This is a genomic window from Actinospica acidithermotolerans (assembly GCF_018139625.1).
In the GTDB taxonomy this organism is placed as follows: Bacteria; Actinomycetota; Actinomycetes; order Streptomycetales; family Catenulisporaceae; genus Actinospica; species Actinospica acidithermotolerans.
The window spans coordinates 1-21,987 of record NZ_JAGSOH010000040.1; the positions used below are offsets into that span (position 1 = coordinate 1).

Annotated in this window: 18 protein-coding genes; 8 read left to right on the top strand and 10 right to left on the bottom strand. The window is 70.1% G+C overall.

The features are described from left to right. Nucleotides 1-615: hypothetical protein (locus KDK95_RS15315; protein ID WP_212518833.1), on the top strand; the 615-nt coding region annotated here is incomplete at its 5' end. A gap of 30 nt (nucleotides 616-645) precedes the next feature. On the opposite strand, the gene KDK95_RS15320 is transcribed toward KDK95_RS15315, so the two are convergent. Together KDK95_RS15320 and KDK95_RS15325 are read right to left on the bottom strand one after the other, a co-directional pair. Then, nucleotides 646-2,364, bottom strand: coding sequence for an APC family permease (locus KDK95_RS15320; protein WP_212518834.1), 1,719 nt, complete (start codon nucleotides 2,362-2,364; stop codon nucleotides 646-648). Nucleotides 2,365-2,632: 268 nt separating this feature from the next. Next, on the bottom strand, nucleotides 2,633-3,799 hold the full coding sequence (locus tag KDK95_RS15325) for an acyl-CoA dehydrogenase family protein (protein ID WP_212518835.1): 1,167 nt from the start codon (nucleotides 3,797-3,799) through the stop codon (nucleotides 2,633-2,635). A 140-nt stretch (nucleotides 3,800-3,939) separates the two neighbouring features. Between KDK95_RS15325 and KDK95_RS15330 the strand changes: the two genes are divergently transcribed. Both KDK95_RS15330 and KDK95_RS15335 read left to right on the top strand, forming a co-directional pair. Beyond that, nucleotides 3,940-5,283 (top strand): UDP-glucose dehydrogenase family protein, encoded by a 1,344-nt coding sequence (locus tag KDK95_RS15330; RefSeq protein ID WP_212518836.1) that lies wholly within the window; start codon nucleotides 3,940-3,942, stop codon nucleotides 5,281-5,283. A gap of 126 nt (nucleotides 5,284-5,409) precedes the next feature. Continuing rightward, nucleotides 5,410-6,108, top strand: coding sequence for a DUF4232 domain-containing protein (locus tag KDK95_RS15335; protein WP_212518837.1), 699 nt, complete (start codon nucleotides 5,410-5,412; stop codon nucleotides 6,106-6,108). A 96-nt stretch (nucleotides 6,109-6,204) separates the two neighbouring features. Here KDK95_RS15335 and purE read toward each other — a convergent pair whose 3' ends face one another. Next, a complete protein-coding gene (gene purE / locus KDK95_RS15340) occupies nucleotides 6,205-6,726 on the bottom strand; it encodes a 5-(carboxyamino)imidazole ribonucleotide mutase (protein WP_249161334.1) in 522 nt (173 codons plus the stop codon). A 33-nt stretch (nucleotides 6,727-6,759) separates the two neighbouring features. Then, entirely contained in the window at nucleotides 6,760-7,935 is a 1,176-nt protein-coding gene (locus tag KDK95_RS15345; RefSeq protein ID WP_307844367.1) for a 5-(carboxyamino)imidazole ribonucleotide synthase, read from the bottom strand. A gap of 238 nt (nucleotides 7,936-8,173) precedes the next feature. Here KDK95_RS15345 and KDK95_RS15350 point away from each other — a divergent pair, with 238 nt between their 5' ends. Further along, on the top strand, nucleotides 8,174-8,722 hold the full coding sequence (locus tag KDK95_RS15350) for a GtrA family protein (RefSeq protein ID WP_212518838.1): 549 nt from the start codon (nucleotides 8,174-8,176) through the stop codon (nucleotides 8,720-8,722). A gap of 148 nt (nucleotides 8,723-8,870) precedes the next feature. Here the strand turns inward: KDK95_RS15350 and KDK95_RS15355 are convergent, their stop codons facing one another. After that, entirely contained in the window at nucleotides 8,871-10,115 is a 1,245-nt protein-coding gene (locus KDK95_RS15355; RefSeq protein WP_307844369.1) for a sensor histidine kinase, read from the bottom strand. Between the two features lie 34 nt (nucleotides 10,116-10,149). After that, the gene (locus KDK95_RS15360) at nucleotides 10,150-10,821 is read right to left on the bottom strand and encodes a response regulator transcription factor (protein ID WP_212518839.1); all 672 of its coding nucleotides are present in this window, start codon (nucleotides 10,819-10,821) and stop codon (nucleotides 10,150-10,152) included. A gap of 225 nt (nucleotides 10,822-11,046) precedes the next feature. Here KDK95_RS15360 and KDK95_RS15365 point away from each other — a divergent pair, with 225 nt between their 5' ends. Beyond that, on the top strand, nucleotides 11,047-12,963 hold the full coding sequence (locus KDK95_RS15365) for an RICIN domain-containing protein (protein ID WP_212518840.1): 1,917 nt from the start codon (nucleotides 11,047-11,049) through the stop codon (nucleotides 12,961-12,963). An 82-nt stretch (nucleotides 12,964-13,045) separates the two neighbouring features. Here the strand turns inward: KDK95_RS15365 and KDK95_RS15370 are convergent, their stop codons facing one another. Beyond that, nucleotides 13,046-14,956 (bottom strand): ABC transporter ATP-binding protein, encoded by a 1,911-nt coding sequence (locus KDK95_RS15370; protein WP_212518841.1) that lies wholly within the window; start codon nucleotides 14,954-14,956, stop codon nucleotides 13,046-13,048. Continuing rightward, nucleotides 14,953-16,743, bottom strand: coding sequence for an ABC transporter ATP-binding protein (locus KDK95_RS15375; RefSeq protein ID WP_212518842.1), 1,791 nt, complete (start codon nucleotides 16,741-16,743; stop codon nucleotides 14,953-14,955). Before KDK95_RS15375 ends, KDK95_RS15370 begins: the two co-directional genes overlap by 4 nt. Nucleotides 16,744-17,051: 308 nt before the next feature. On the opposite strand from KDK95_RS15375, the gene KDK95_RS15380 reads away from it, so the two are divergent. The 3 genes from KDK95_RS15380 to KDK95_RS15390 all read left to right on the top strand — a co-directional run bounded on the left by KDK95_RS15380 (nucleotide 17,052) and on the right by KDK95_RS15390 (nucleotide 20,537). After that, nucleotides 17,052-17,255 carry a cold-shock protein gene (locus tag KDK95_RS15380; RefSeq protein WP_212518843.1) on the top strand — a complete coding sequence of 68 codons (204 nt, stop codon included), beginning with the start codon at nucleotides 17,052-17,054 and terminating at the stop codon, nucleotides 17,253-17,255. Nucleotides 17,256-17,380: 125 nt separating this feature from the next. Continuing rightward, nucleotides 17,381-18,235 (top strand): formate dehydrogenase accessory sulfurtransferase FdhD, encoded by an 855-nt coding sequence (gene fdhD / locus KDK95_RS15385; protein ID WP_212518844.1) that lies wholly within the window; start codon nucleotides 17,381-17,383, stop codon nucleotides 18,233-18,235. Between the two features lie 205 nt (nucleotides 18,236-18,440). Then, on the top strand, nucleotides 18,441-20,537 hold the full coding sequence (locus tag KDK95_RS15390; protein WP_212518845.1) for a S53 family peptidase: 2,097 nt from the start codon (nucleotides 18,441-18,443) through the stop codon (nucleotides 20,535-20,537). Nucleotides 20,538-20,703: 166 nt separating this feature from the next. On the opposite strand, the gene KDK95_RS15395 is transcribed toward KDK95_RS15390, so the two are convergent. Together KDK95_RS15395 and KDK95_RS15400 are read right to left on the bottom strand one after the other, a co-directional pair. Beyond that, nucleotides 20,704-21,417 (bottom strand): VOC family protein, encoded by a 714-nt coding sequence (locus KDK95_RS15395; RefSeq protein ID WP_212518846.1) that lies wholly within the window; start codon nucleotides 21,415-21,417, stop codon nucleotides 20,704-20,706. Nucleotides 21,418-21,462: 45 nt separating this feature from the next. Continuing rightward, nucleotides 21,463-21,924, bottom strand: coding sequence for a helix-turn-helix domain-containing protein (locus KDK95_RS15400; RefSeq protein WP_249161338.1), 462 nt, complete (start codon nucleotides 21,922-21,924; stop codon nucleotides 21,463-21,465). Between the last annotated feature and the right edge of the window lie 63 nt (nucleotides 21,925-21,987).

A 21,987-nucleotide genomic window follows, 5' to 3' on the forward strand; every position in this document is an offset into this window, starting at 1 on the left:
CCCGCGCCCCCGCCCGCGCCGGCTCAGGCACCGCGGGTCGCCGCGGCACAGCCGCCGGATCCGACCCCGGCCGGCCCCGTCAAGGTGCTGCCGAACCAGACCCAGCCGCTGCCCAAGCACCAGATCTGGTCGGAGTACGGCGGCGAGTGGCATCCGCTGAACATCGAGTCGAAGGAGACGTACGCGGTGCGGACCGGCGCTCCGTCGGCCGTGCTGTTGATCTTCTTCGCCGCGCTGAGCATCGGCGGACTGATCGTCTCCAAGCAGGAGGGCACGTCGTCCGGCGTGCTGCCGTTCGCCGTGTTCGGCGCCCTCCCGCTCGCGCTGCTGGTCGGCGCGGGCGCGAACAGCCTGCGGCGCCGGAACCTGCCCAAGCGCGCCGTCGTCCGCGGCCGGGTCGCGAAGCTGTGGACGGTCAAGCACAGCAGCGGCGAGTCGGAGACGACGTACTACTACTGCGTCCTGGACGTGGGCCGGGCACCGGCAAGCGTCCGCCTCAAGGCCAATCGGGCCCTGTACGGACGCTTGCAGGTCGGAATGGAGATCGAGGTTCTGGTGAACCCGCGCGCGCGACGGATCAAGGACGTCCACTTCGCCCCGCCGGCGGCCGACTGAGCGGCCGCCGGCCAGGCCTCGTCGACGCGGCTAACTCGACGGACCGGCCGCCGAGGTGGGGTGCTCCAGCCCGCTGATGTCCTCGGGAGCGGTCTCCGCGGTCGCGCCGATCTGCGCGTTGACGTCTCCGATGTACTCGTGCGCCTCGGAGTCGGGCAGCCGGACCGCCAGCGCCCAGTAGTAGATGACCAGGCTGAACGCAGCCACAAGCACCAGGTCCACCCACTGCGGATCGGCGTTGGTCGCGCCGCAGACGGTCGTCGAGGCGGGGCCGCCCGAGCAGTAGCGGCCCTGCCAGGAGAGCAGGCCGATGCCGATCAGGTAGACCGGCAGCCACTGCGCGGAACGCCAGTCCAGGTGCGGCAGGTGCGGGTTCAGCTTGAACACGAAGTTCAGGCCGATCAGCCCGTAGCCGATCAGGATCGCGTACGCGAGCTTCTGCAGCGTGTCCCAGCCGGACCAGTAGATGATCAGGCCGGAGACGACGAAGGCGAGCGGCGACCAGAAGTCGCCCGCGCCCAGCTTGAACGGCCGGTAGCGGGAGCCGTCCTGCTTGCGCAGCGCGCCGAAGGCCAGCGGCGCTCCCGCGTACATCAGGACGCTCGCCGAGGTGACGAACCCGACCAGCGACTTCCACGTCGGGAACGGCAGGAACGCGATGCAGCCGATCACGAAGGCCACAAGCAGGCCGAACCACGGCACGCGCCGCGCGTTCGTCTTCTCGAACAGCTGCGGCACGTAGCCGTTGCGGGACAGGCCGTAGGACACCCGCGAGGAGGCCGTCGTGTAGATCAGGCCGGTGCCGGACGGGGAGACGATCGCGTCGATGTACAGGATCGTGCTCAGCCAGCCCAGGCCGAGCAGCGTGGCCAGTCCGGCGAACGGGCCCGCGTCGCCCTTGAAGGACAGGTTCGCCCAGCCGTGCGCGAACGACGAGGCCGGCAGCGCGGCGATGAACACGACCTGCAGCATGATGTAGATCGCGGCGCCGATCAGGATCGAGCCGATGACGGCGCGCGGGATGTCCTTCTGCGGATGCCGGGCCTCGCCGGCGAGCTGGTCGGCCTGCTCGAAGCCGAGCAGGGCGAACATGATCCCGCTGGTGGACACGGCCGAGAGCACGCCCTCCGAGCCGCTCGGGGCGAAGCCGCCGGCGCCGAAGTTCGAGCTGTTCCAGTGCGTGGAGGCCAGCACGACGATCACCAGGACCGGCACGAAGACCTTCCACCAGGTCGCGGCCGAGTTGGTGTGCGCCAGCCACCGCACGCCCAGGAAGTTGATGATCGTGAACAGGGCCATCAGGCCGATGGCGACCAGCAGGCCCTGCCAGGTCAGCGTGCCGTTGTCCTTCTGCAGCCAGCCGAGGTGCACGGACGCGTACTTGATCGTCGCGTAGACCTCGATCGGCGCGACGGCCACGGCCTGCAGGTAGGAGAACCAGCCGAAGGACGCGCCGGCCACCGAGCCGTACGCGTAGTGCGGGAACCGGCCCGTGCCGCCCGCGACCGGATACGTGCCCCCGAGCTCGGCGTGCACGAGGGCGAGGATGATGATCGCCGCCGCGCCGATTCCCCAGGACACCAGTGCGGCGGTACCCGCGGCCTGAGCCGCGTACAACGCACCGAACAACCAGCCGGATCCGATGATCGAGCCCACCGATGCCCAGGTCAGGCCGATGAACCCGATCTCACGCTTAAGGGCGATACCACCGGGCTTCGCGCCCGGTGCGTTGAGCGAAGACGACGCCATGATCCACTCCATTGGGAATCGGCCCGCGCCGAAACGCGGGCAAAGCGTATTACCGTAATGGAGCGAGTCATTACACCGAAAATCTAAGCGAACTCATACAGAATGCAAAGGGGGCGACGCGCCGAACGGCCGCCCCCGTGCGGCGAGCGGAAGAAAACGTTATGGGGCCGTGACCAGCGCAAGTACCTCCGCACTCGCCTCGGCTCCCGCCGCACCACTGGTCACGGCCCCACGGCCGCGAACGACTTCGCGCATTACGCCGCCCGGCTCAGCCCTTCAGCAGCTGCCGGGCCATGACGACCCGCTGCACCTGGTTGGTGCCCTCGTAGATCTGGGTGATCTTGGCGTCGCGCATCATCCGCTCGAGCGGGTAGTCCTGCGTGTAGCCGTAGCCGCCGAGCAGCTGGACCGCGTCGGTGGTGATCTCCATCGCGGCGTCCGAGGCGAAGCACTTCGCTGCGGCGCCGAAGTAGGTCAGGTCCGCGTCGTTGCGCTCGGACTTGGCGGCGGCGGTGTAGGTGAGCTGGCGCGCGGCGGTGAGCTTCATGCCCATGTCGGCGAGCATGAACTGCACGCCCTGCAGCTCGGCGATCGGCTTGCCGAACTGCCGGCGCTCCTTCACGTACTGCGTCGCGTAGTCGAGCGCGCCCTGGGCCACGCCGACGGCCTGCGCCGCGATGGTCACGCGGGTGTGGTCCAGCGTGCGCATGGCGGTCTTGAATCCGGTGCCGGGCTCGCCGATGATCCGGTCGCCCGGGATCCAGACGTTGTCGAAGTAGACCTCGCGGGTCGGCGACCCCTTGATGCCGAGCTTCTTCTCCGGGGCGCCGAAGGACACGCCCTCGTCCGCCTTCTCGACCACGAACGCCGAGATGCCGCGGGTGCCGATGCCCGGCTCTGTGACGGCCATCACCGTGTAGTAGTCCGAGACGCCCGCGTTGGTGATCCAGCGCTTGACGCCGTTGAGGCGCCAGCCGTCACCGTCCGGCACCGCGCGCGTCGTCATGCCGCCCGCGTCGGAGCCGGCCTCCGGCTCGGAGAGCGCGTACGAGAACATCCCCTCGCCGCGCGCCACGGGGGTGAGGTACCTGCGCTTGAGCTCCTCCGAGCCGGCGAGGATCACCGGCATCGTGCCCAGCTTGTTCACCGCCGGGATCAGCGACGAGGACACGCAGGCGCGGGCCACCTCCTCGATGACGATGCAGGTCGCGAGCGCGTCGGCCCCCGCGCCGCCGTACTCCTCCGGGATGTGGATCGCGGCCATGTCGGCGGCGTGCAGGGCGTCGTGCGCCTCCTGCGGGTACCGGGCGTCGTGGTCGACGGCCGCGGCGTACGGCGCGATCTTGCTCTCGACGAGGGCCCGCACGGACTCGCGCAGCAGCTCGTGCTCTTCCCGGACGGCGTAGAGGTCGAATTCCTGGGTCACGAGGCCCATGTTACTCATCGGTAGCGAAAACTGAAGAGGCGTGCCCCGGACGGCCCCGCTGCAAGGTTGCAGAACACCCCCTGACAAGCTTCATACTGCATCGTTACATTGGTGCACGGTTGCATTCGGTGGAGAAGGGTTGGGCAGCGGTGAAGCGCATCACGGTGATCGGCACGGGGTATCTCGGCGCGGTGCACGCCGCCTCCCTGGCCTCGTTGGGATACGAGGTGCTGGGGATGGACGTGGACGCCGAGAAGATCGCCGCGCTCGCGGCCGGACGCCCGCCGTTCTTCGAGCCCGGCTTCGACGAACTGCTGTCCGAGCAGGTCGCCTCGGGCCGTCTGACCTTCACGAACTCGTACGCCGACGTCGCGGCCTTCGGCGGTGACGACCGCGCGAACACGGTCCACTTCGTCTGCGTGAACACGCCGCAGCGCAAGGGCGAGTACGCGGCCGACACCGCGTACATCGACTCGGTGATCGACGGCCTGGCGCCGCTGCTGGACGTGCCCACCCTGATCATCGGCAAGTCCACGGTCCCGGCCGGCACCGCCGCCCGGCTCACCAGCCGGCTGCGCGCCCTGTCCCCCGCGGGCGACGAGATGCGCCTGGCGTGGAACCCGGAGTTCCTGCGCGAGGGCTACGCGATCGAGGACACCCTGCGGCCCGACCGCCTCGTGATCGGCGTCCAGGACGAGGAGTCCGAGGCCGCGCTGCGCGACGTGTACAAGCCGCTGACGGACACCGGCATCCCGCTGCTGGTGACCGACCTGGCCACCTCCGAGCTGGTGAAGGCGGCGGCCAACGCGTTCCTGTCCACGAAGATCTCCTTCATCAACGCGATGGCCGAGGTCTGCGAGGCCGCCGGCGCCGACGTGATGCTGCTGTCCAAGGCGCTCTCCTTCGACCCGCGCATCGGCGGGCGATTCCTGGTGCCCGGCCTCGGCTTCGGCGGCGGCTGCCTGCCCAAGGACATCCGCGCGTTCATGGCCCGCGCCGGGGAGCTCGGCGCCGACCAGGCGCTCGCGTTCCTCAAGGAGGTCGACGCGATCAACATGCGCCGCCGCGCCCGCACCGTCGACCTCGCCCGCGAGCAGTGCGACGGCTCCTTCCTCGGCAAGCGCATCGCCGTCTGGGGCGCCGCGTTCAAGCCGGACACCGACGACGTCCGCGACTCACCCGCCCTGAACGTCGCCGCCTCCATCCTGCTGCAGGGTGCGCAGGTCACGGTCTACGACCCGAAGGCGAACGACACCGCGGCCAAGAACTTCCCGACCCTCAACTACGCCGACAGCGCCCTCGAGGCCGCCCGCGGCGCGAACCTGATCCTGCACCTGACCGAGTGGCGCGAGTTCCGCGAGCTCGACCCGAACGCCGTCGGCGAGGTCGTCGCCGAGCGCCGCGTCCTCGACGGCCGCAACGCCCTCGACTCCGACCTGTGGCGCGCCGCCGGCTTCACCTACCGCGCCCTGGGCCGTCCGAGCGCGGTGTAGCGGCGCCGGACCAACCGCGCACAGTGTGACGGCGAGCGGTACCGATCCGCTCAACGGCTCAACCGACAGCCTCCCCGGTCGTCTCTTCATGAGAGAGTCAAGACAACTGGGGAGGCTGTCGCATTCATGGAACTCAGCAGGAAGATCGCCATAGCGACGCTGGCAGCAGCCGTGCTCGGAGGCACAGCCGCGTGCACCGGCTCATCGACGGCCGCGACGGGCACGAGCTCCGCCTCCAGTGCCGCCGGCAACGGCGGCACGCAGACCGGCGCCGCGTCCTCCGGCACCTCGACGGCGTCGGCATCGACGGGAGGCGGGGCCGGCGCGTCCTCGACGGCCGGCAACTCGAACACCGGATCGGCCACGACGCAGGCTGCGGCGGGCGGCACGGCCGCCTGCACCGGCTCCCAGATCAAGACCACCCTGGGACGCGAGGGCGCGGCCATGGGCCACCGTGTCGAAGCGCTGATCTTCACCAACACCAGCTCGCAAACGTGCACCCTGCAGGGCTATCCCGGCGCCGCAATCGTGAGCGGCTCGACCGTCCTGCTGAACGCGACCCGCACTCTCAACGGCTATGCCGGCGACGAGCGCCAGCTCACCAGTGCTCCGCTCGTCACCCTGAAACCAGGCGCCGTCGCGTCCGCCAACATCGAGTGGGTCATCGACAACGGCGAGACCTGCGCCGCCAACGGCACGGGCACGCTCGAGGCCACCCCGCCGAACACCAAGACCACGACGGGCCTCGGGTCCCAGACGACGGGCACCCAGGGCATCTGCGCCGACTTCGAGGTCCACCCTGTGGTCGCGGGGACACTCAGCTAAGGGAATCGGCCGCAGCGGAGCGTCAGTGACGGAGGCCGGGCCGACCGCCGATCGCGCGCGGTCAGCCCTGCCTCCGAAGGACCCGCCTACGGCCGCCTAAGCCTGCAGCGACGCCCGCAGCGCCGCGCCCTTGGCCTTCGCGAGGGCGCCCAGCCGGGTCTGGAACTCGCTCATCGCGGCCAGCAGGTCACGGTCCTGGGTTGCGAGGATGCGGGCGGCGAACAGACCCGCGTTGCGGGCGCCGCCCACGGCCATGGTGGCCACCGGGACGCCGGCGGGCATCTGGGCGATGGACAGGAGGGAGTCCATGCCGTCCAGGTACTTCAGCGGCACCGGAACGCCGATGACCGGCAGCGGGGTGACCGCGGCGAGCATGCCGGGCAGGTGGGCGGCCCCGCCGGCGCCGGCGATGATCACCTTCAGGCCCCGCTCGGCGGCGCGCTCGCCGTACTCGATCATCTCCTTCGGCATCCGGTGCGCGGAGACGACGTCCGCCTCGTACGCGATGCCGAACTCGTCCAGGGCCTCCGCCGCGGCGCGCATGGTGGGCCAGTCGGAGTCGGAGCCCATCACGATCCCGACCAGGGGGCCCGGCCCGCCTTCCATGGGTACGGTCATCGGTCTCGCCCGTCCGCCCGGATCACCGAAGCCTCACTCATCGATCTCGCCTCTCAGGTAGGCCGCCGCGTGGCGGGCGCGCTCGGCGCAGTCCTCGAAATCCTCGCCGAGCACGGTGACGTGCCCGATCTTGCGGCCGGGCTTGACGGCCTTGCCGTAGGTGTGGATCTTCAGCCCGGGGTCGCGGGCCAGGCAGTGCAGGTACGCGGGGTAGAGGTCCGGCAGGTCGAGGCCGATCACGTTCGCCATCACGGCGAGCGGCGCGTGCGGTGCCGGGGATCCGAGGGGCAGGTCCAGGACCGCGCGCAGGTGGTTCTCGAACTGGCTGGTCACGGCGCCGTCGATGGTCCAGTGGCCGGAGTTGTGCGGGCGCATCGCGAGCTCGTTGATCCAGAGCCTGCCGTCGGCGGTCTGGAACAGTTCGACGGCGAGCATGCCGGTCACGTCGAGTTCCTTGGCGATGGTCAGCGCGATCCGCTGGGCCTCGAGCGCGTGCGCCTCCTCGATGCCGGGCGCCGGGGCGTAGACCTCCCGGCAGATGCCCTCCTTCTGCACCGTCTCGACCACGGGGTACGCCACGGCCTGGCCGTGCGGGGACCGTGCGACCTGCGCGGACAGCTCGCGCACGAAGGGGACCGCGGCCTCGGCCAGCAGCTTCACGCCGCGCCCGGCGGCCTCGTCGATCACCCGCTCGGCCGCCGCAAGGTCGTCGACCACCCACACGCCGCGGCCGTCGTAGCCGCCGCGGGTGGCCTTGAGGACGATCGGCCAGCCGGTGGACTCGGCCAGGGCGGCGGCGTCCGCCGCGGACGCCACCGGGGTCCACTCGGGGCAGGGCAGGCCCAGCTCGCTCAGCCTGGCCCGCATCTCGGCCTTGTCCTGCGCGTACAGCAGCGCGCCGGGACCGGGGCGAACGGGGATGCCGGTGGCGACCAGCGCGTCGAGGACGTCGGCGGGCACGTGTTCGTGCTCGAAGGTCACGACGTCGCAGCCGCGGGCGAACTCGAGCACGGCCTCCAGGTCGCTCGGATGGCCGGTGGCCACGTCCGGGATCACCTGGTTGGCGCAGTCCTGCGGGTCGGCGGAGAGCACGCGCAGCCGCAGGCCGAGCGCGATGGCGGCGGGCTGCATCATCCGGGCCAGCTGACCGGCGCCGATGACGCCGACCCGCGGGGCCGAGGGTCCGAGAGGGGGGTGATCCGGGTTCACGGGCGTCAAGCCTAACCGAAGCCGTTTCCCGGGCCGTTTTCATCCCCGTGTGCTTCAATTCGATACTGGGCGAGGAGGCCCGCCCGCCGCTCCCGGCGGGCCGTGCGAGCGGCCCACCGGACGGAAAAGGCTCCGTCACAGGTCTGCTACGACCCGTCGCGCTGCGGCGGGTGCTCTAGGAGGAGCCGCTAGGCTCGTATCACGAACCGCTCCCGGAATGTCAGGCAGGTAACCCACGGTGGCACTGGTCAGCGCTGTATACGGCAGAGTCGAACACCTTGTCCGCGAGGTCGCCAAGTTCGGCATCGTCGGCGGTCTCTCCTACATCGTCACCGTCCTGGTCAACTACGCGTACCTGTACTTCCAGAAGAACGACGAGCTCACGGCGTACATCGTGGCGAACATCGTCGCCACCGCGGTCGCGTACCTGGGCAACCGCTACTGGACCTACCAGGAGCGCGAGTCCGGCGGCACCCGCGAGATGGTCCTGTTCGCGGCCATCAACGGCGTCGCGATCGCGATCCAGACCGGCATCACCGCCCTCACCTACTACGTGATGGGCATGCACAGCCACCTGGAGATCTTCTTCTCGAAGTTCATCCTGGCCATCGGCATCGGCATGGCGTTCCGCTTCCTGTGCTACCGCACCTTCATCTTCCCGAAGGCGGAGCCGGCCCTGGCCGCGGACGAGTTCCAGTACAGCGAGCCGCTGCCGACCTCCGCGCTCGAGTCCGAGGCCCCCAAGTCCGGCTCCGGCGCCCTGCTCTCGAAGGCCAGCCGCTTCTAGGGATTCCCGACACTCCGGTTCGTTCAGCATCAGGCCCCCGCACCCTCCGGTGCGGGGGTCGCTTTGGTTTCGGGTGGGGTCTTCAGGCCCGCTTCGGTGGGTTTTCAGGCGCGATCCCGTAGAGCGTCAGCGCGGGCCGCGCGCTCGCTCAGTTGAACCGGGGCAGGAACAGCGCGAAGACCGGCGGACGCTGCTGGAGCAGCTCCAGCCGGCCGCCGTCGGCCTCGGCGAGCTCCCTGGCCACGGTCAGGCCGAGGCCGGTGGAGGCGCGGCCGGAGACGGCCCGCTCGAAGACGCGGGCGCCGAGCTCGGGGGGCACGCCCGGGCCCTCGTCGGAGACCTCGATCACCACCGAGCCGCCCGCGGTGCGGGTGCGGATGGTGACCGGGCCAGCGCCGTGCATGAGGGAGTTCTCCAGCAGCGTGGCGAGCACCTGGGCGAAGGAGCCGGGGGTGGCCGCCGCGAGCAGGCCGCGGCCGCCGTCCACCCGGATCAGCCGGCGGGCGCTGCGGAACGCGGGGCGCCACTCGAAGATCTGCTGGCGGATGATGAGGTCGATGTCGGTCGGCGCGCCGGCGGAGTCGGCGCGGGCCTCGCCGGAGTCGGTGAGCAGCCGCTGCACGACGTCGGTCAGCCGCTCGACCTGGGTGAGCGCGATCGCCGCCTCCTCCTTGACCGTCTCCATGTCGCCCGCCTCGATGATCTCCTCGAGGCGCATCGAGAGCGCGGTCAGCGGGGTGCGCAGCTGGTGCGAGGCGTCGGCGGCCAGGCGCCGCTCCTTCGCCATGATCCGGGAGACGCGGTCCGAGGAGTGGTCGATGACCTCGGCGATCCGGTCCAGCTCGGCGATGCCGTAGCGCCGGTGCCGCGGCCGCTGGTCGCCGGCGCCGAGCCGCTCCGCGGTGCTGGCGAGCTCGCCGAAGGGGCGGGAGATGCGGCGGGCCTGGAGGTAGGCGACGCCCGCGGCGGCGGCGAACGCGGCCAGCGCGGCGGCCACCAGCAGCAGCATCTGCAGCCGGATCCGGCCGGCGATCGGCGCCCAGGACTCGCTGACGACCACCCGCTCGCCGGACTTGCCCTGGTAGACCTCGCTCGCCCGCGGCTGGTCGGTTATCTCCGGGCCGAGGTGCGCCGAGGCGTGCGCGGAGCCGGCCGGGAAGGTGATCTGCGCGGCACGCCCCGAGGACAGGTCGGCGGTCAGCGTGCGCGTGTCGAACTGATGGTTCGCCAGCTGAACGTCCGTCAGGATGCCGATCCGCTGGACCTCCTGGTCCAGCGCGTCCTGCGCGGACCGCGTGACGAACTTCGCGTCCAGGAAGGCGAAGGGGACGCCGAGGAGTATGGTCACCACGAACACCGCGGACACCATGGACCGCATCAGCCTGCCGCGCACGCCGCTCCCTGGACTCTCAGCCTTCGCGTACGCGTCAGCTGCGCTCGAAACGGAAGCCGACGCCGCGCACGGTCGAGATGAAGCGCGGGTTGCCCGCGTCGTCGCCGAGCTTCTTGCGCAGCCAGGAGATGTGCATGTCCAGCGTCTTCGTCGAGGACCACCAGGTGGTGTCCCAGACCTCGCGCATCAGCTGCTCGCGGGTGATCACCCGGCCGGCGTCCCGGACCAGCACGCGCAGCAGGTCGAACTCCTTGGCGGTGAGGTTGAGCTCCTCGTCGCCGAGGTAGGCGCGGTGCGACTCCACGTCGATCCGCACGCCGCGCGCGGTGCTCGCGGACTCGGGGGCGCCGCGGCGCAGCAGGGCCCGTACCCGGGCCAGCAGCTCGGCCAGCCGGAAGGGCTTGGTCACGTAGTCGTCCGCGCCGGCGTCCAGGCCCACGACGGTGTCCACCTCGTCGGCCCGCGCGGTGAGCACGAGCACCGGGAAGCCGTGCCCCTCGGAGCGCAGCCTGCGGCACACCTCCAGGCCGTCCATCCCGGGCAGCCCGAGGTCGAGGACCAGCAGGTCCACCGCCCCCGACAGGGCGTGCTCCAGGGCCGTGGGCCCGTCGCCGCGCACCTGCACCTCGTAGCCCTCGCGCCGCAGCGCGCGCGCCAGCGGGTCGGCGATCGCGGTGTCGTCCTCTGCCAGCAATACCCGGGTCATGGGCAGATCGTAGGACTTCGGGACCGATTTCGACATCACCGGGCACGCTTATGTCCCTTTGATCCGCATTATTAGGGCGGCCTGAGCCGGTTCCGGAAATGGCCTAGACCATTGACGGCGGTACCGGCGGGTGCTTTCCTACGGGCGCCGGAAACTTTCTCAGCTTTGTTTCAGGTTGTTTCATCCGCCCGCACCCCGCCGCACCCACCCGCATCAGAAGGGACGATGATGCCCCCTCGCAGCAGATTCCTCGCGGCCGCCGCGACGGTCGCCCTCGTCGCCGGAGGACTGATCGCGTCCACCGCGACGCAGGCCTCCGCCGCGACCGCGGTCTCCGTCTGGGAGACCACCGCCGACGGCAGCCGGCTGCTCGCCCCGCTGGCCGGCGCCGCCTTCGCCGCCGGAAGCGGCTCGGCGAGCCAGACCATCACCGTCGACCCGACCACCACGTACCAGACGATGACCGGCTTCGGCGCCTCGTTCACCGACTCCTCGGCCTGGCTGGTCTACAACTCGCCGCAGCGCAACGCCATCATGACGAAGCTGTTCGACCCCGCCAACGGCATCGGTCTCAGCTTCCTGCGGCAGCCGATCGGCGCGTCGGACTTCTCGACCTCGCTGTTCAGCTACGACGACCTGCCCTCGGGCCAGACCGACCCGAACCTGGCGGACTTCTCCATCGCGCACGACCAGTCCTACATCCTGCCCATCCTGAAGCAGGCGCTCTCGCTCAACCCGCAGATCACGGTGATGGCCACGCCGTGGAGCGCGCCCGGCTGGATGAAGACCGGCGGCTCGATGATCGGCGGCACGCTGCAGACCGCCGACTACCAGGCATTCGCCAACTACCTGGTGAAGTTCGCGCAGGCCTACCAGGCCGCCGGGGTGCCGATCTCGCTGATGACGGCGCAGAACGAGCCGGAGTACTCGCCGTCGAACTACCCGGGCTCCACGTTCACGGCCGCGCAGGAGGAGTCGTTCATCGCCGACTACCTCGGGCCGGCGCTGGCGAGCTCCGGCCTGTCGACGAAGATCCTCGGCTACGACCACAACTGGAACGACACCAGCTTCCCCGAGACCATCGTCGGCAGCGGCGACTCCGGCCCGTACACCGCGGGCACGGCCTGGCACTGCTACTCCGGCGACCCGAGCGCGCAGACCACCGTGCACGACGCGTACCCGGGCAAGGACACGTACTTCACGGAGTGCTCCGGCAGTCAGTCCTCGAACCCCGCGAACACCTTCTCGGACTCCCTCGACTGGCAGACCGAGAACCTGATCATCGGCGCCACCCGCAACTGGGCCAAGTCCGTCGTCACCTGGAACATGGCGCTGGATCCCAGCGGCGGCCCGAGCATGAACTGTACGACGTGCACCGCCGCGGTGACCGTGGACAACTCCGCGGGCACGGCGTCGTACAACGCGGAGTACTACGTTCTGGGCCAGGCCAGCAAGTTCGTGAAGCCCGGCGCCACGCGCATCGCCTCGAACACCTTCGGCTCCGGCAACATCGAGGACGTCGCCTTCAAGAACACCGACGGCTCGAACGCGCTGATCGTGCTGAACTCGGACACCGCGAACTCGCACACGTTCAACGTCGAGGAGAACGGCCAGTCCTTCGCCTACACGCTGCCCGCGAAGGCCGTGGCCACCTTCACGTGGCCCGCGCTCGGTTCGGGCGGCAACGGCATCAGCTCGTCGGCGTGGTACCAGGTGGTCAACACCAACAGCGGCAAGTGCGTCGACGACACCGGCGGCTCGACGGCGAACGGGACCGCGGTGCAGCAGTGGGACTGCGGCAGCGGCAACGTCAACCAGGAGTGGCAGTTCCAGCCGACGGACAGCGGCTACTACAAGGTGGTCACCCGCAATTCGACATCAGAGGCCTGGGACGTGACCGGCGGCGCCGGAGCGACGTCCGACGGGACGCCGATCCAGCTGTGGTCGTACGGCGGCGGGACCAACCAGCAGTGGAAACCCACCCTGCAGTCCAACGGCACCTACACCTTCACCGCGCGCAACAGCGGGACGGAGTGCCTGGACGTGACCAACCGCTCCACCACGAACGGAACGCAGCTCCAGCAGTGGACCTGCACCAGCGGTGACACCGCTCAGAGCTTCACGCTCACGCCCGTCGGCTGAGTGCACGGATTGCCAGCGTGGTGACGCTTCAGCCCCGCCGGCCTTGGGCCGGCGGGGCTGAAGCGCGCTCACGCGGCGATCGTCAGACCAGCGACTCGCGCCAGGCCTCGTGCAGGGCGGCGAAGCGGGACGGCGCGTCGCCGCCCCCCTCCTGCGCGTCCGCGATGAGCGCGTCCGGGGCGCCGTCCTCGACGATCCGGCCCGCCTCCATGACCAGCACCCGGTCCGCGATCTCCACCGTGGACAGCCGGTGCGCGATGATCAGGGCCGTGCGATCGGCCAGGATGGTGCGCAGCGCGCGCTGCACGAGCCGCTCGCTCGGCACGTCCAGCGAGCTGGTCGCCTCGTCCAGGATCAGCACCGCGGGATCGGCCAGGAACGCGCGGGCGAAGGCGACGAGCTGGCGCTGGCCCGCGGACAGCCGCCCGCCGCGCTTCTTCACGTCCGTCGCGTAGCCCTGCGGCAGCTTCTCGATGAACTCGTGCGCGCCGATGGCCCGGGCCGCCCGCTCGACCTCCTCGTCGGTGGCGTCCGGCTTGCCGAAGCGGATGTTGTCCGCGACGGAGCCGGTGAACAGGAAGTTCTCCTGGGTCACCATGATCACCGAGCGGCGCAGGTCGCGGTCGCTCAGATCCCGCAGGTCCACGTCGTCGAGCCGCACCGCGCCCGCGGTCGGGTCGTAGAAGCGGCACATCAGCCGCGCGAGCGTGCTCTTGCCCGCCCCGGTCGCCCCGACCAGCGCCACCGTCTGCCCGGCCGGGATGTCCAGGTCGAGGTCCGGCAGGATCACCCGCGCGGCCTCGTCCTTGTCCCGCTTCGGATAGGCGAACCGCACGTCCGCGAAGCGCACGCCGCCGCGCACCGGCTCGGCCGGCCGCTTCGGCTCGGCCGGCTCCGGCACCGCGGGCTCCTCCTCGAGGACGCCGGACAGCTTCTCCAGCGCGGCCGTCGCGGACTGGTACGAGGTGTAGAAGACCGCGAGGTCCTGCATCGGGTCGAAGAACTTGCGCAGGTAGAGGATGTACGCGGTCAGCACGCCGATCTGCAGCGTGTGGTCCATGACCTGGAAGCCGCCGAAGACCAGGACCGCGGCCGTCGCCACGCCGCCGACCGCGACGATGCCCGGCATGAACCAGCCGAACATCATCATCGCCTTGGCGTTGGCGTTCACGTTGTCCTGGTTGAGCTTGCTGAAGATGTCCCGGTTGCGCTTCTCGCGGCGGAAGGACTGCACCGCGCGGATGCCGTTCAGCGTCTCGACGAACTGCACGATCACCGCGGCCACGGTCTCCCGCTGCAGCCGGTAGGCGATCCGCGAGCCCTTGGTGTACCAGGCCATCAGGCCGAACAGCGCGGGCAGGCAGACCAGCACGATGATGGAGAGCATCGGGTCGAGAACGGCCAGCAGCGTGCCGATCACCACGACGTTCAGCAGGGCGCTGACGAGGCCGTCCAGGCTGCTGTTGATCAGGTCGTTGAGCGCGTCCAGGTCGTTGGTCAGGCGGGAGATCACCCGGCCCGAGGTGTACTTCTCGTGGAAGGCGATCGGCAGCCGCTGGAACTGGTTGAACACCCGGCGGCGCAGCTCAAGCAGCATGTCCTGGCCGATCCGGCCGGCCAGCGTGAGGAACTTCAGCCGGAGCAGCGAGCCGACCAGCGCCGAGCCGCCGATGCCCGCGGCGACCAGCGCGATCGTGGTCCAGTCCCCGTGCCTGACGGCCGGGATGCCGTCGTCGATGCCGATCGAGACCAGGTAGGGCGCGCACATCTCGAAGGCGGTGACCACGATGATCAGCACCGTGGCCAGCAGCAGGCCGCGCTTGTGCGGGCGCAGCAGCTCGCCGAGCAGCCGCCGGGAGCGGGCGCGCAGGAAGATGCCGCCGCTCGAGGAGAGCTCGTCCTTGTCCTCGGCGGCGACGCCGCGCCAGTCGTCGAGGGATTGCCTGAGTTCGTCCTCGGTGCCGTCGGTGGTGGTGTCGACGGTGGTGGTCATCGCACGGCCTCCTCGGCGAGTTCGGCCAGGTCGGAGCCCTGGGAGAGCAGATCGCGGTAGACGGCCTCGGTTTCGAGCAGCCCGTGGTGGGTGCCCTGTGCGACGACCGTGGTGCCGCCGCCCTCGGCGGGACCGAGCACGACCACCCGGTCGGCCAGCAGGACCGTCGAGGGCCGGTGCGCCACAACCAGGCCGGTGGTGTCGGCGAGGACGGAGCGCAGCGCCTGCTCGACCAGGCCCTCGGTGTGGATGTCCAGCGCGGACAGCGGGTCGTCGAGCACGAGCATCGACGGCCGGCCGAGCACCGCGCGGGCGAGCGCGAGCCGCTGGCGCTGACCGCCGGAGAGCGACATGCCCTGCTCGCCCACCCTCGTGTCCAGCCCCCAGGGCAGATCCGCCGCGAAGGACGCCTGCGCGACCCGCAGCGCCTCCTCGACCTGCGCCTCGTCGGCCTCCGGACGGCCCAGGACCAGGTTCTCCCGGACGCTCGCGGAAAACAGCGTCGGGTCCTCGAAGGCGCAGGCCACGCGGGAGCGCAGCTCGGCCAGCGGGAGTTCGCGCACGTCCACGCCGTCGATCAGGATCCGGCCCTCGGTCACGTCGTAGAGCCGCGGCACCAGCGCGGTCAACGTGGTCTTCCCGCATCCGGTCGGGCCGACGATCGCGACCGTCTCGCCGGGTTCGAGCGCGATGTCGATGCCGGTGAGCAGCGGGGCGTCCGAGCCCGGGTAGGCGAAGCCGACGTTCTCGAACACCAGTCGCCCGGCGCCGCGCGGCTGCCTCGTCAGCTCCGGCTCGCGAATGGCCGGCTCGACGTCGAGCACCTCGAAGATGCGCTCGGCGGCCGTGTTGGCCTCCTGCGAGGCGGCGAGCAGCCAGCCGGAGGACTCGATCGGCCAGACCAGCATCTGGTAGAGCGCGACGAAGGCGACCAGCGTGCCCAGGCTCAGGCGCCCGGCGGCCACCGCGGCGGCGCCGAACAGCGTGATCAGCGCCAGCACCGTCTGCGGCTGGGCGATGATCAGCGCCCAGATCTGCGCCAGGGTGCGGATCTGGCGCAGCTGCAGCGTGCGCAGCGTGACCGCCTTCGCGTCGTACCGCGCGAAGAACAGGTCGCGGCGGCCGAAGGACTTGATCGCCCGGATGCCGAGCGCGGACTCCTCGATGTCGGTGGCCACCTCGCCCTGCTGATCCTGCACCGCGCGGATGTTGCGCCGGTAGACCTTCTCGTAGCGGAAGACGATCAGGCTCAGCGGGATGCCGAAGAGCACCACGATCCCGCCGAGCAGCGGATCGATGACGATCAGCAGGATCCCGACGGACAGGAAGGTCACCGCGTTGACCACCAGGAAGATCAGCGCGAAGCCGAAGAAGCGGCGGATCGCCGAGATGTCGCTGGTCATCCGGCTGACCAGCTGCCCGGACTGCCAGGAGTCGTGGAAGCCCACGTCCAGCCGCTGCAGGTGCTCGTACAGGTCGTCGCGCAGGTCGCGCTCGATGCCGAGCACGCTGCTGGCCAGCGTGAGCCGGCGGGTGAGGATCAGCACCGCCTCGGCCAGGCCGAACAGCAGCGCGTAGCAGCCAAGCAGCCACAGGGCGGCGCGGTCGCCGCTGGCCAGCGGGCCGTTGATGATCGAGCTGGTGAGCAGGGGAACGCCGACCCCGATCAGGGTGGAGCCGAGGGCGACGAAGAGCATGACGGTCATCTTGGCCCGATAGGGCCGGACATATCGGCGTAATCTCCACAGAGACGCGAACTGACCCCCGAGGGGCGATGAGGAGGGCATGATAACGACCGTAGGGCGACTTCGCCCCTGATTTCCACCGGTTTTCCGGCCCTTGGACCTGCGGCGGAATCACTCGCGCGAGTGACGCTGCGAAAGCGCTCCGCCGTGCTAGGGTGTCTGTGGTTGCAGCTGCAGTTCCCTGAATGCTTCGTTGAATGCCCGCGGGAGTACGGCCGCGGGCCTTTGTGTTTGCGGCGCCACCCTCCTTGCGGAACACCAGCGGGCGGGACGGTCACGAAACGGCAACCCGAAACGCACTTGACGTGCGATTCGTTCGACGTCCCCTCGTTTTTTTACCAAGGAGAGAAATGGCTTCCGGTACGGTCAAGTGGTTCAACGCGGAGAAGGGCTACGGCTTCATCTCCCTGGACGACGGCGGCGCCGACGTGTTCGTGCACTTCTCGGCGATCGACTCCTCGGGTTACCGCACCCTCGAGGAGAACCAGCGCGTCGAGTTCGACGTCACCCAGGGCCCGAAGGGCCCGCAGGCCGAGCACGTCCGCGCGCTCTGAGCCTCCTCGACCGCTTGCATTCTGCAGTCTCAGGTGAACTAAGCTCCGGCCAGTCTTGAGCTCGGGACCCCCGAACCTCCGCGCGAGGTTTCGGGGGTCTTGCCGTTTCGGCCTACGCTGGGGGCATGGCTAAGGTGACGGCGCGCACGGCGGTACTGCGGTTGGACGGGGGCTCGGCGGTCGGCGCGCGGGACAGCCTGGCCGCCGAGGAGCCGCTGGAGATCCGGGTCGGCGGACGCCAGGTGGCCGTCACCATGCGCACTCCGGGGGACGACTTCGACCTGGTGGCGGGCTTCCTGCTGAGCGAGGGCGCGGTGCGCGGCCGGGAGGAGCTGGCCCGGATGCGGTACTGCACCGACAACCGGCACGGCGAGGACGGCCACGAGCACGACCCCTACAACATCGTCGAGGTGGACCTCGCCCCCGGCGTCGCCGACCCGACCTGGTCGCTCAACCGGACGACGTTCACCAGCAGCTCCTGCGGGATCTGCGGCAAGAGCTCGATCGACGCCGTGCACGCGAACGCCTGCTGGTCCGTGGCCGAGGATCCGGTGCGGGTCACGCCCGATGTCCTCTACTCCCTCCCGGACCGGCTGCGCGAGCGGCAGAAGCTGTTCGACTCGACCGGCGGCCTGCACGCCGCCGGCCTGTTCGACGCGGCGGGCACGCTGCTGTGCATCAGGGAGGACGTCGGCCGGCACAACGCCGTGGACAAGACGGTCGGCTGGGCGCTGCGCGAGGGCCTGCTCCCGCTGCGCGGCATGCTGCTGGCGGTGAGCGGGCGCGCCTCCTTCGAGCTCGTTCAGAAGGCGGCCGCCGCCGGGATCCCGGTGCTCGCCGCCGTATCCGCCCCCTCCTCGCTCGCCGTGGAGCTGGCCGAGAGCTCGGGCCTGACGCTCGCCGGCTTCGTGCGCGGCCGCCGCGCCAACGTCTACAGCCGCCCGGACCGGGTCGCCGCACCCGGCGTATCCGGACAATAGGGCATATTCAATCCCTGATTTATCTCGGGGGGATCACGGTTCTTCGACAGCCGCGGAACCATGAAGAAAACCTGAGGAAACCCCCTACCCGCCGGTAGCTTCCCTGCGTTATCAAGGACCCTGATGCCGCGTGGCATCGGGCCGCAGGCCTCCGGGGGACCTGGGGCGCGGCCCTACGGGCTAGCGAATCGAGAGAAAAAACCGAATGGGGAACACCCACGACCCACGGCCCCGGATATCCGGAGCTGCGCGAAAGCGCGCAGTCCGGTACGGGGCGCCGATCACCGCGCTGGCCCTCGCCGCGGTGCTGGGCACCGCGCAGGCCGACGCCGCCACGAGCGCCGTCTCGCACACTCCCACCGCGGTCGGCTCCATCGCGACCGTTCCCGCCGGCGCCAGGGCCGCCGCCGCGCCGAGCGACTCCACGAAGATCAACGTGGACATCGCGCTCGAACCGCGCAACGCAGCCGAGCTCACCGAGTACGCGACGCTGGTCAGCGACCCGAACTCGGTGTTCTACAAGCAGTATCTGACCAAGCAGCAGACCCGGCTGCTGTTCGCCCCCTCGCAGTCCACCGTCGACGCGGTCGGCAACGCGCTCACCGCCGCGGGCCTCAAGCCCGGCGCCGCGATCGACGACGACTTCTACATCCCGGTCTCGGCCACGATCGGCCAGCTCAAGCAGGCCTTCAAGATCGGCTTCGCGGGCTACCGGCTGACGGACGGCCGGGCCGCCTTCAACGCCACCGCCGTGCCGGAACTCGACGGCTCGGTCGCGGGCGACGTGCGCGGCATCATCGGCCTCGACGACTTCGCGACGCCGGACACCGACATCCGCACCACGGGCAAGAGCACCCGCGGCACCTCGGCCTCGGCCGCCGCTCTCAGCCAGTCCGCGAGGAGCTCGGGCAAGAGCGCCGTCCCGGCGATGTGCTCGGCGTTCACGACCGCGATAGACGCGTACCTGAAGAAGAACGGCTACACCGGCACGGACGGCGGCACGTACTACTCGCCCACCGCCATGGCCAGCGCCTACGGCTACGCCAAGCAGCTCAACGCCGGTGACCGGGGCCAGGGGGTCACGGTCGCCGTCGAGGAGTGGGAGGCCGTGAACCACGCCGCCGTCAGCGACTACCTCAGCTGCGTCGGCTCGCACAGCAAGGTCAGCTACAACACCACCGCAGCCGGCAACGCCCTCCAGCCGACCGCGACCAACGGCATCGGCGTAGAGGCCTCGCTGGACATCGAGGCCATCGCCTCGATCGCCCCGAAGGCGGAAGTCCTGGACTACGAGGGCCCGGACATCACCGCCTCGTTCACCGACGCCGACTGGCTCGACACCTTCGCCGCCCCCATCGCCGCCGACAACGCCAGCGTCATCTCGCTGTCCTGGGGCGGCTGCGAGGCGGGCGCGATCGACAAGACGCTGGAGAACAGCCAGACCTCCACGCTGCAGCTCGCGGCCGTGCAGGGCCAGAGCTTCTTCACCTCGTCGGACGACAACGGCTCCGAGGGCTGCAACTCCGCGACCCGGCAGGACGCGACCGTGAGTGTCGACGACCCGGCGAACAGCCCGTGGATCACCGCCGTCGGCGGCACCTACATGCAGGGGAAGACCAACCCGACCGTCGTCCCGTGGAACGACTCCTTCAACGCGGGCGGCGCCACCGGCGGCGGCGTGTCGATCTGGCAGAGTCTGAGCGGCCGCGCCGACTACCAGGCCGGCTTCGTCGGCGCGGGCTACAGCAACGCCTGCGGCGCCACCAACGGCAGCACCTGCCGCCAGGTCCCCGACATCTCCACGCTCGGCGACTGGCGCTCCGGCTTCCCGCAGATGTACTACGCCGACAGCAAGGGCTACGACGTCCTCGTCGACGGCGGCACCAGCCTCGCCGCCCCCGTCATGGCCGCCATCACCGCCCTGGCCGACAGCTCCACCCGCTGCGCGATCGACGGCCCCGCCGGCTTCATCAACCCGACGATCTACGACCTGGCCAAGAACCCGGCGACCTACGCCAAGGACTTCCAGGACGAGACCACCGGCAGCAACGCCTACTCGCCGTCCGGCTACACCGGCAAGCTCTACCAGGCGACCGGCGGCTACGACATGGCCTCGGGACTCGGCTCCCCCAGGGCCGCCACCTTGATCCCGGCCCTGTGCGCCCCCAACAAGTACCTCGGCTGGATCTTCGGCCACAGCCAGCTCGGCGCCGCAGCCGAGCACGGCCAGGCCAGCATCGACAAGGCGATCTCCGCCGAAGCCACCGAGACCGCCCCGGCCGTCAAGGAGTCCTCGCACTGACGAGGCGCCGGCCGAGGTACTGACCACGGCACCGACTAAGACCAAACCCCCAGCACACTGACACGGTGCGCACAAAGGCGGCGCCCCTCGCCCACAAGACGAGGGGCGCCGCTTCGCTCTCCCGGCCCGCAGATCGCCGAGGCAACGGAAGACTGCCTGCCAGTTGCTAATCCCAGCAGAGGCAGAAGGGCTTGCCCGCCGGGTCGGTGTAGACGCGCCAGTTCTCACCGGAGTAGGGCAGGGCGATGGCGCCGAGCTTCAGGGCTGCGGCCTCGGCGGCGTCCCCGTCGTCGACGGTGATGTCGAAATGGACCTGCTGGGGGTGCGCGGGGTCGGGCCAGGCGGGGCGGCGGTAGTCGGCGATCTGCTGGAAGAGGATGGGCTGCGCGCCGTCCTCGCCGATCATCGCCATGCCTTCGCCTTCGTAGGTGATGGGTTTGCCGAGCAGCTCCGAGTAGAAGGTGCTGAGGGCCTTGGCATCGGGGCAGTCGAGCATCACGCCCATGAGCGTGGGCTCGGGCTTCGCCGGGAACAGGCAGAGGTCGAAGGGGTGGCCGGACGGGTCGGCGAGGGTGTACCAGGTCTCGTTCTTGCGGAGCAGCTCGGCGCCGAGTTCGCGGGCTTTCTCGGCGGCCGCGTCGAGGTCGGGCACGCGGATGTCGAGGTGGGCCTGCTGGGGGTAGTCGGGGTCGGGCCACCGCGGTGGGACATGGTCGGGGCTGAGTTGGAGGGCGATGCGCCAGCCGTCGCCCGTTTCCAGGGTGATCCAATCCTCGTCGGCGTACGTCTGGGTCCACCCTCCGAGGGCGGTGTAGAAGGCGGCGAGTCGCTGGATGTCGGGGGTGTCGAGCACTACTGAGCGCAAGGTGCCGATCGTCATCGGGTACCCCTTCTGATCGTGTCGCTTCTCCATCTGTCGATGCCATCATGCTCCCTTTTGGGCGGGGATTCCCGCTCTGTGTGCGGCGGCCATGGCGGCGATGGCGGAGTGCACGTCGAGCTTCGCGAGGATGCGCTGGACGTGGGTGCGTGCGGTGTTCGGGGATATGAAGAGGTGCTTCGCGATCTCGGCGCGCCCTATGCCGACGGCGATGCAGCGCAGGACCTGCGTCTCGCGGGGAGTCAGGGCGGATATCGGTGCCGACGGGGGAGGCAGCGGGCGTGGGCGCGGCACGGCGGTCGGGGAAGTCGGCGGCGCCTGGGCGGCGGCTTGCAGGCGGGTGGCCACGCCGAGCTTGGTGAGCACGCGTTGGACGTGGCAGCGCACCGTGGAGCGGGTGATGCCGAGGTCGCGGGCCATCTCCTTGCTGGAGCGGCCTTCGCGGACCAGGGTGAGGATCTCGGTTTCGCGCGGGGTGAGGGGCGAGAGGGATTCGGTCGTGTCCATGTCGCCACGTTACGAATGAGGCTGACGGCATGGCGGGGAATGATGGGAAATCAGGAGCTTGGC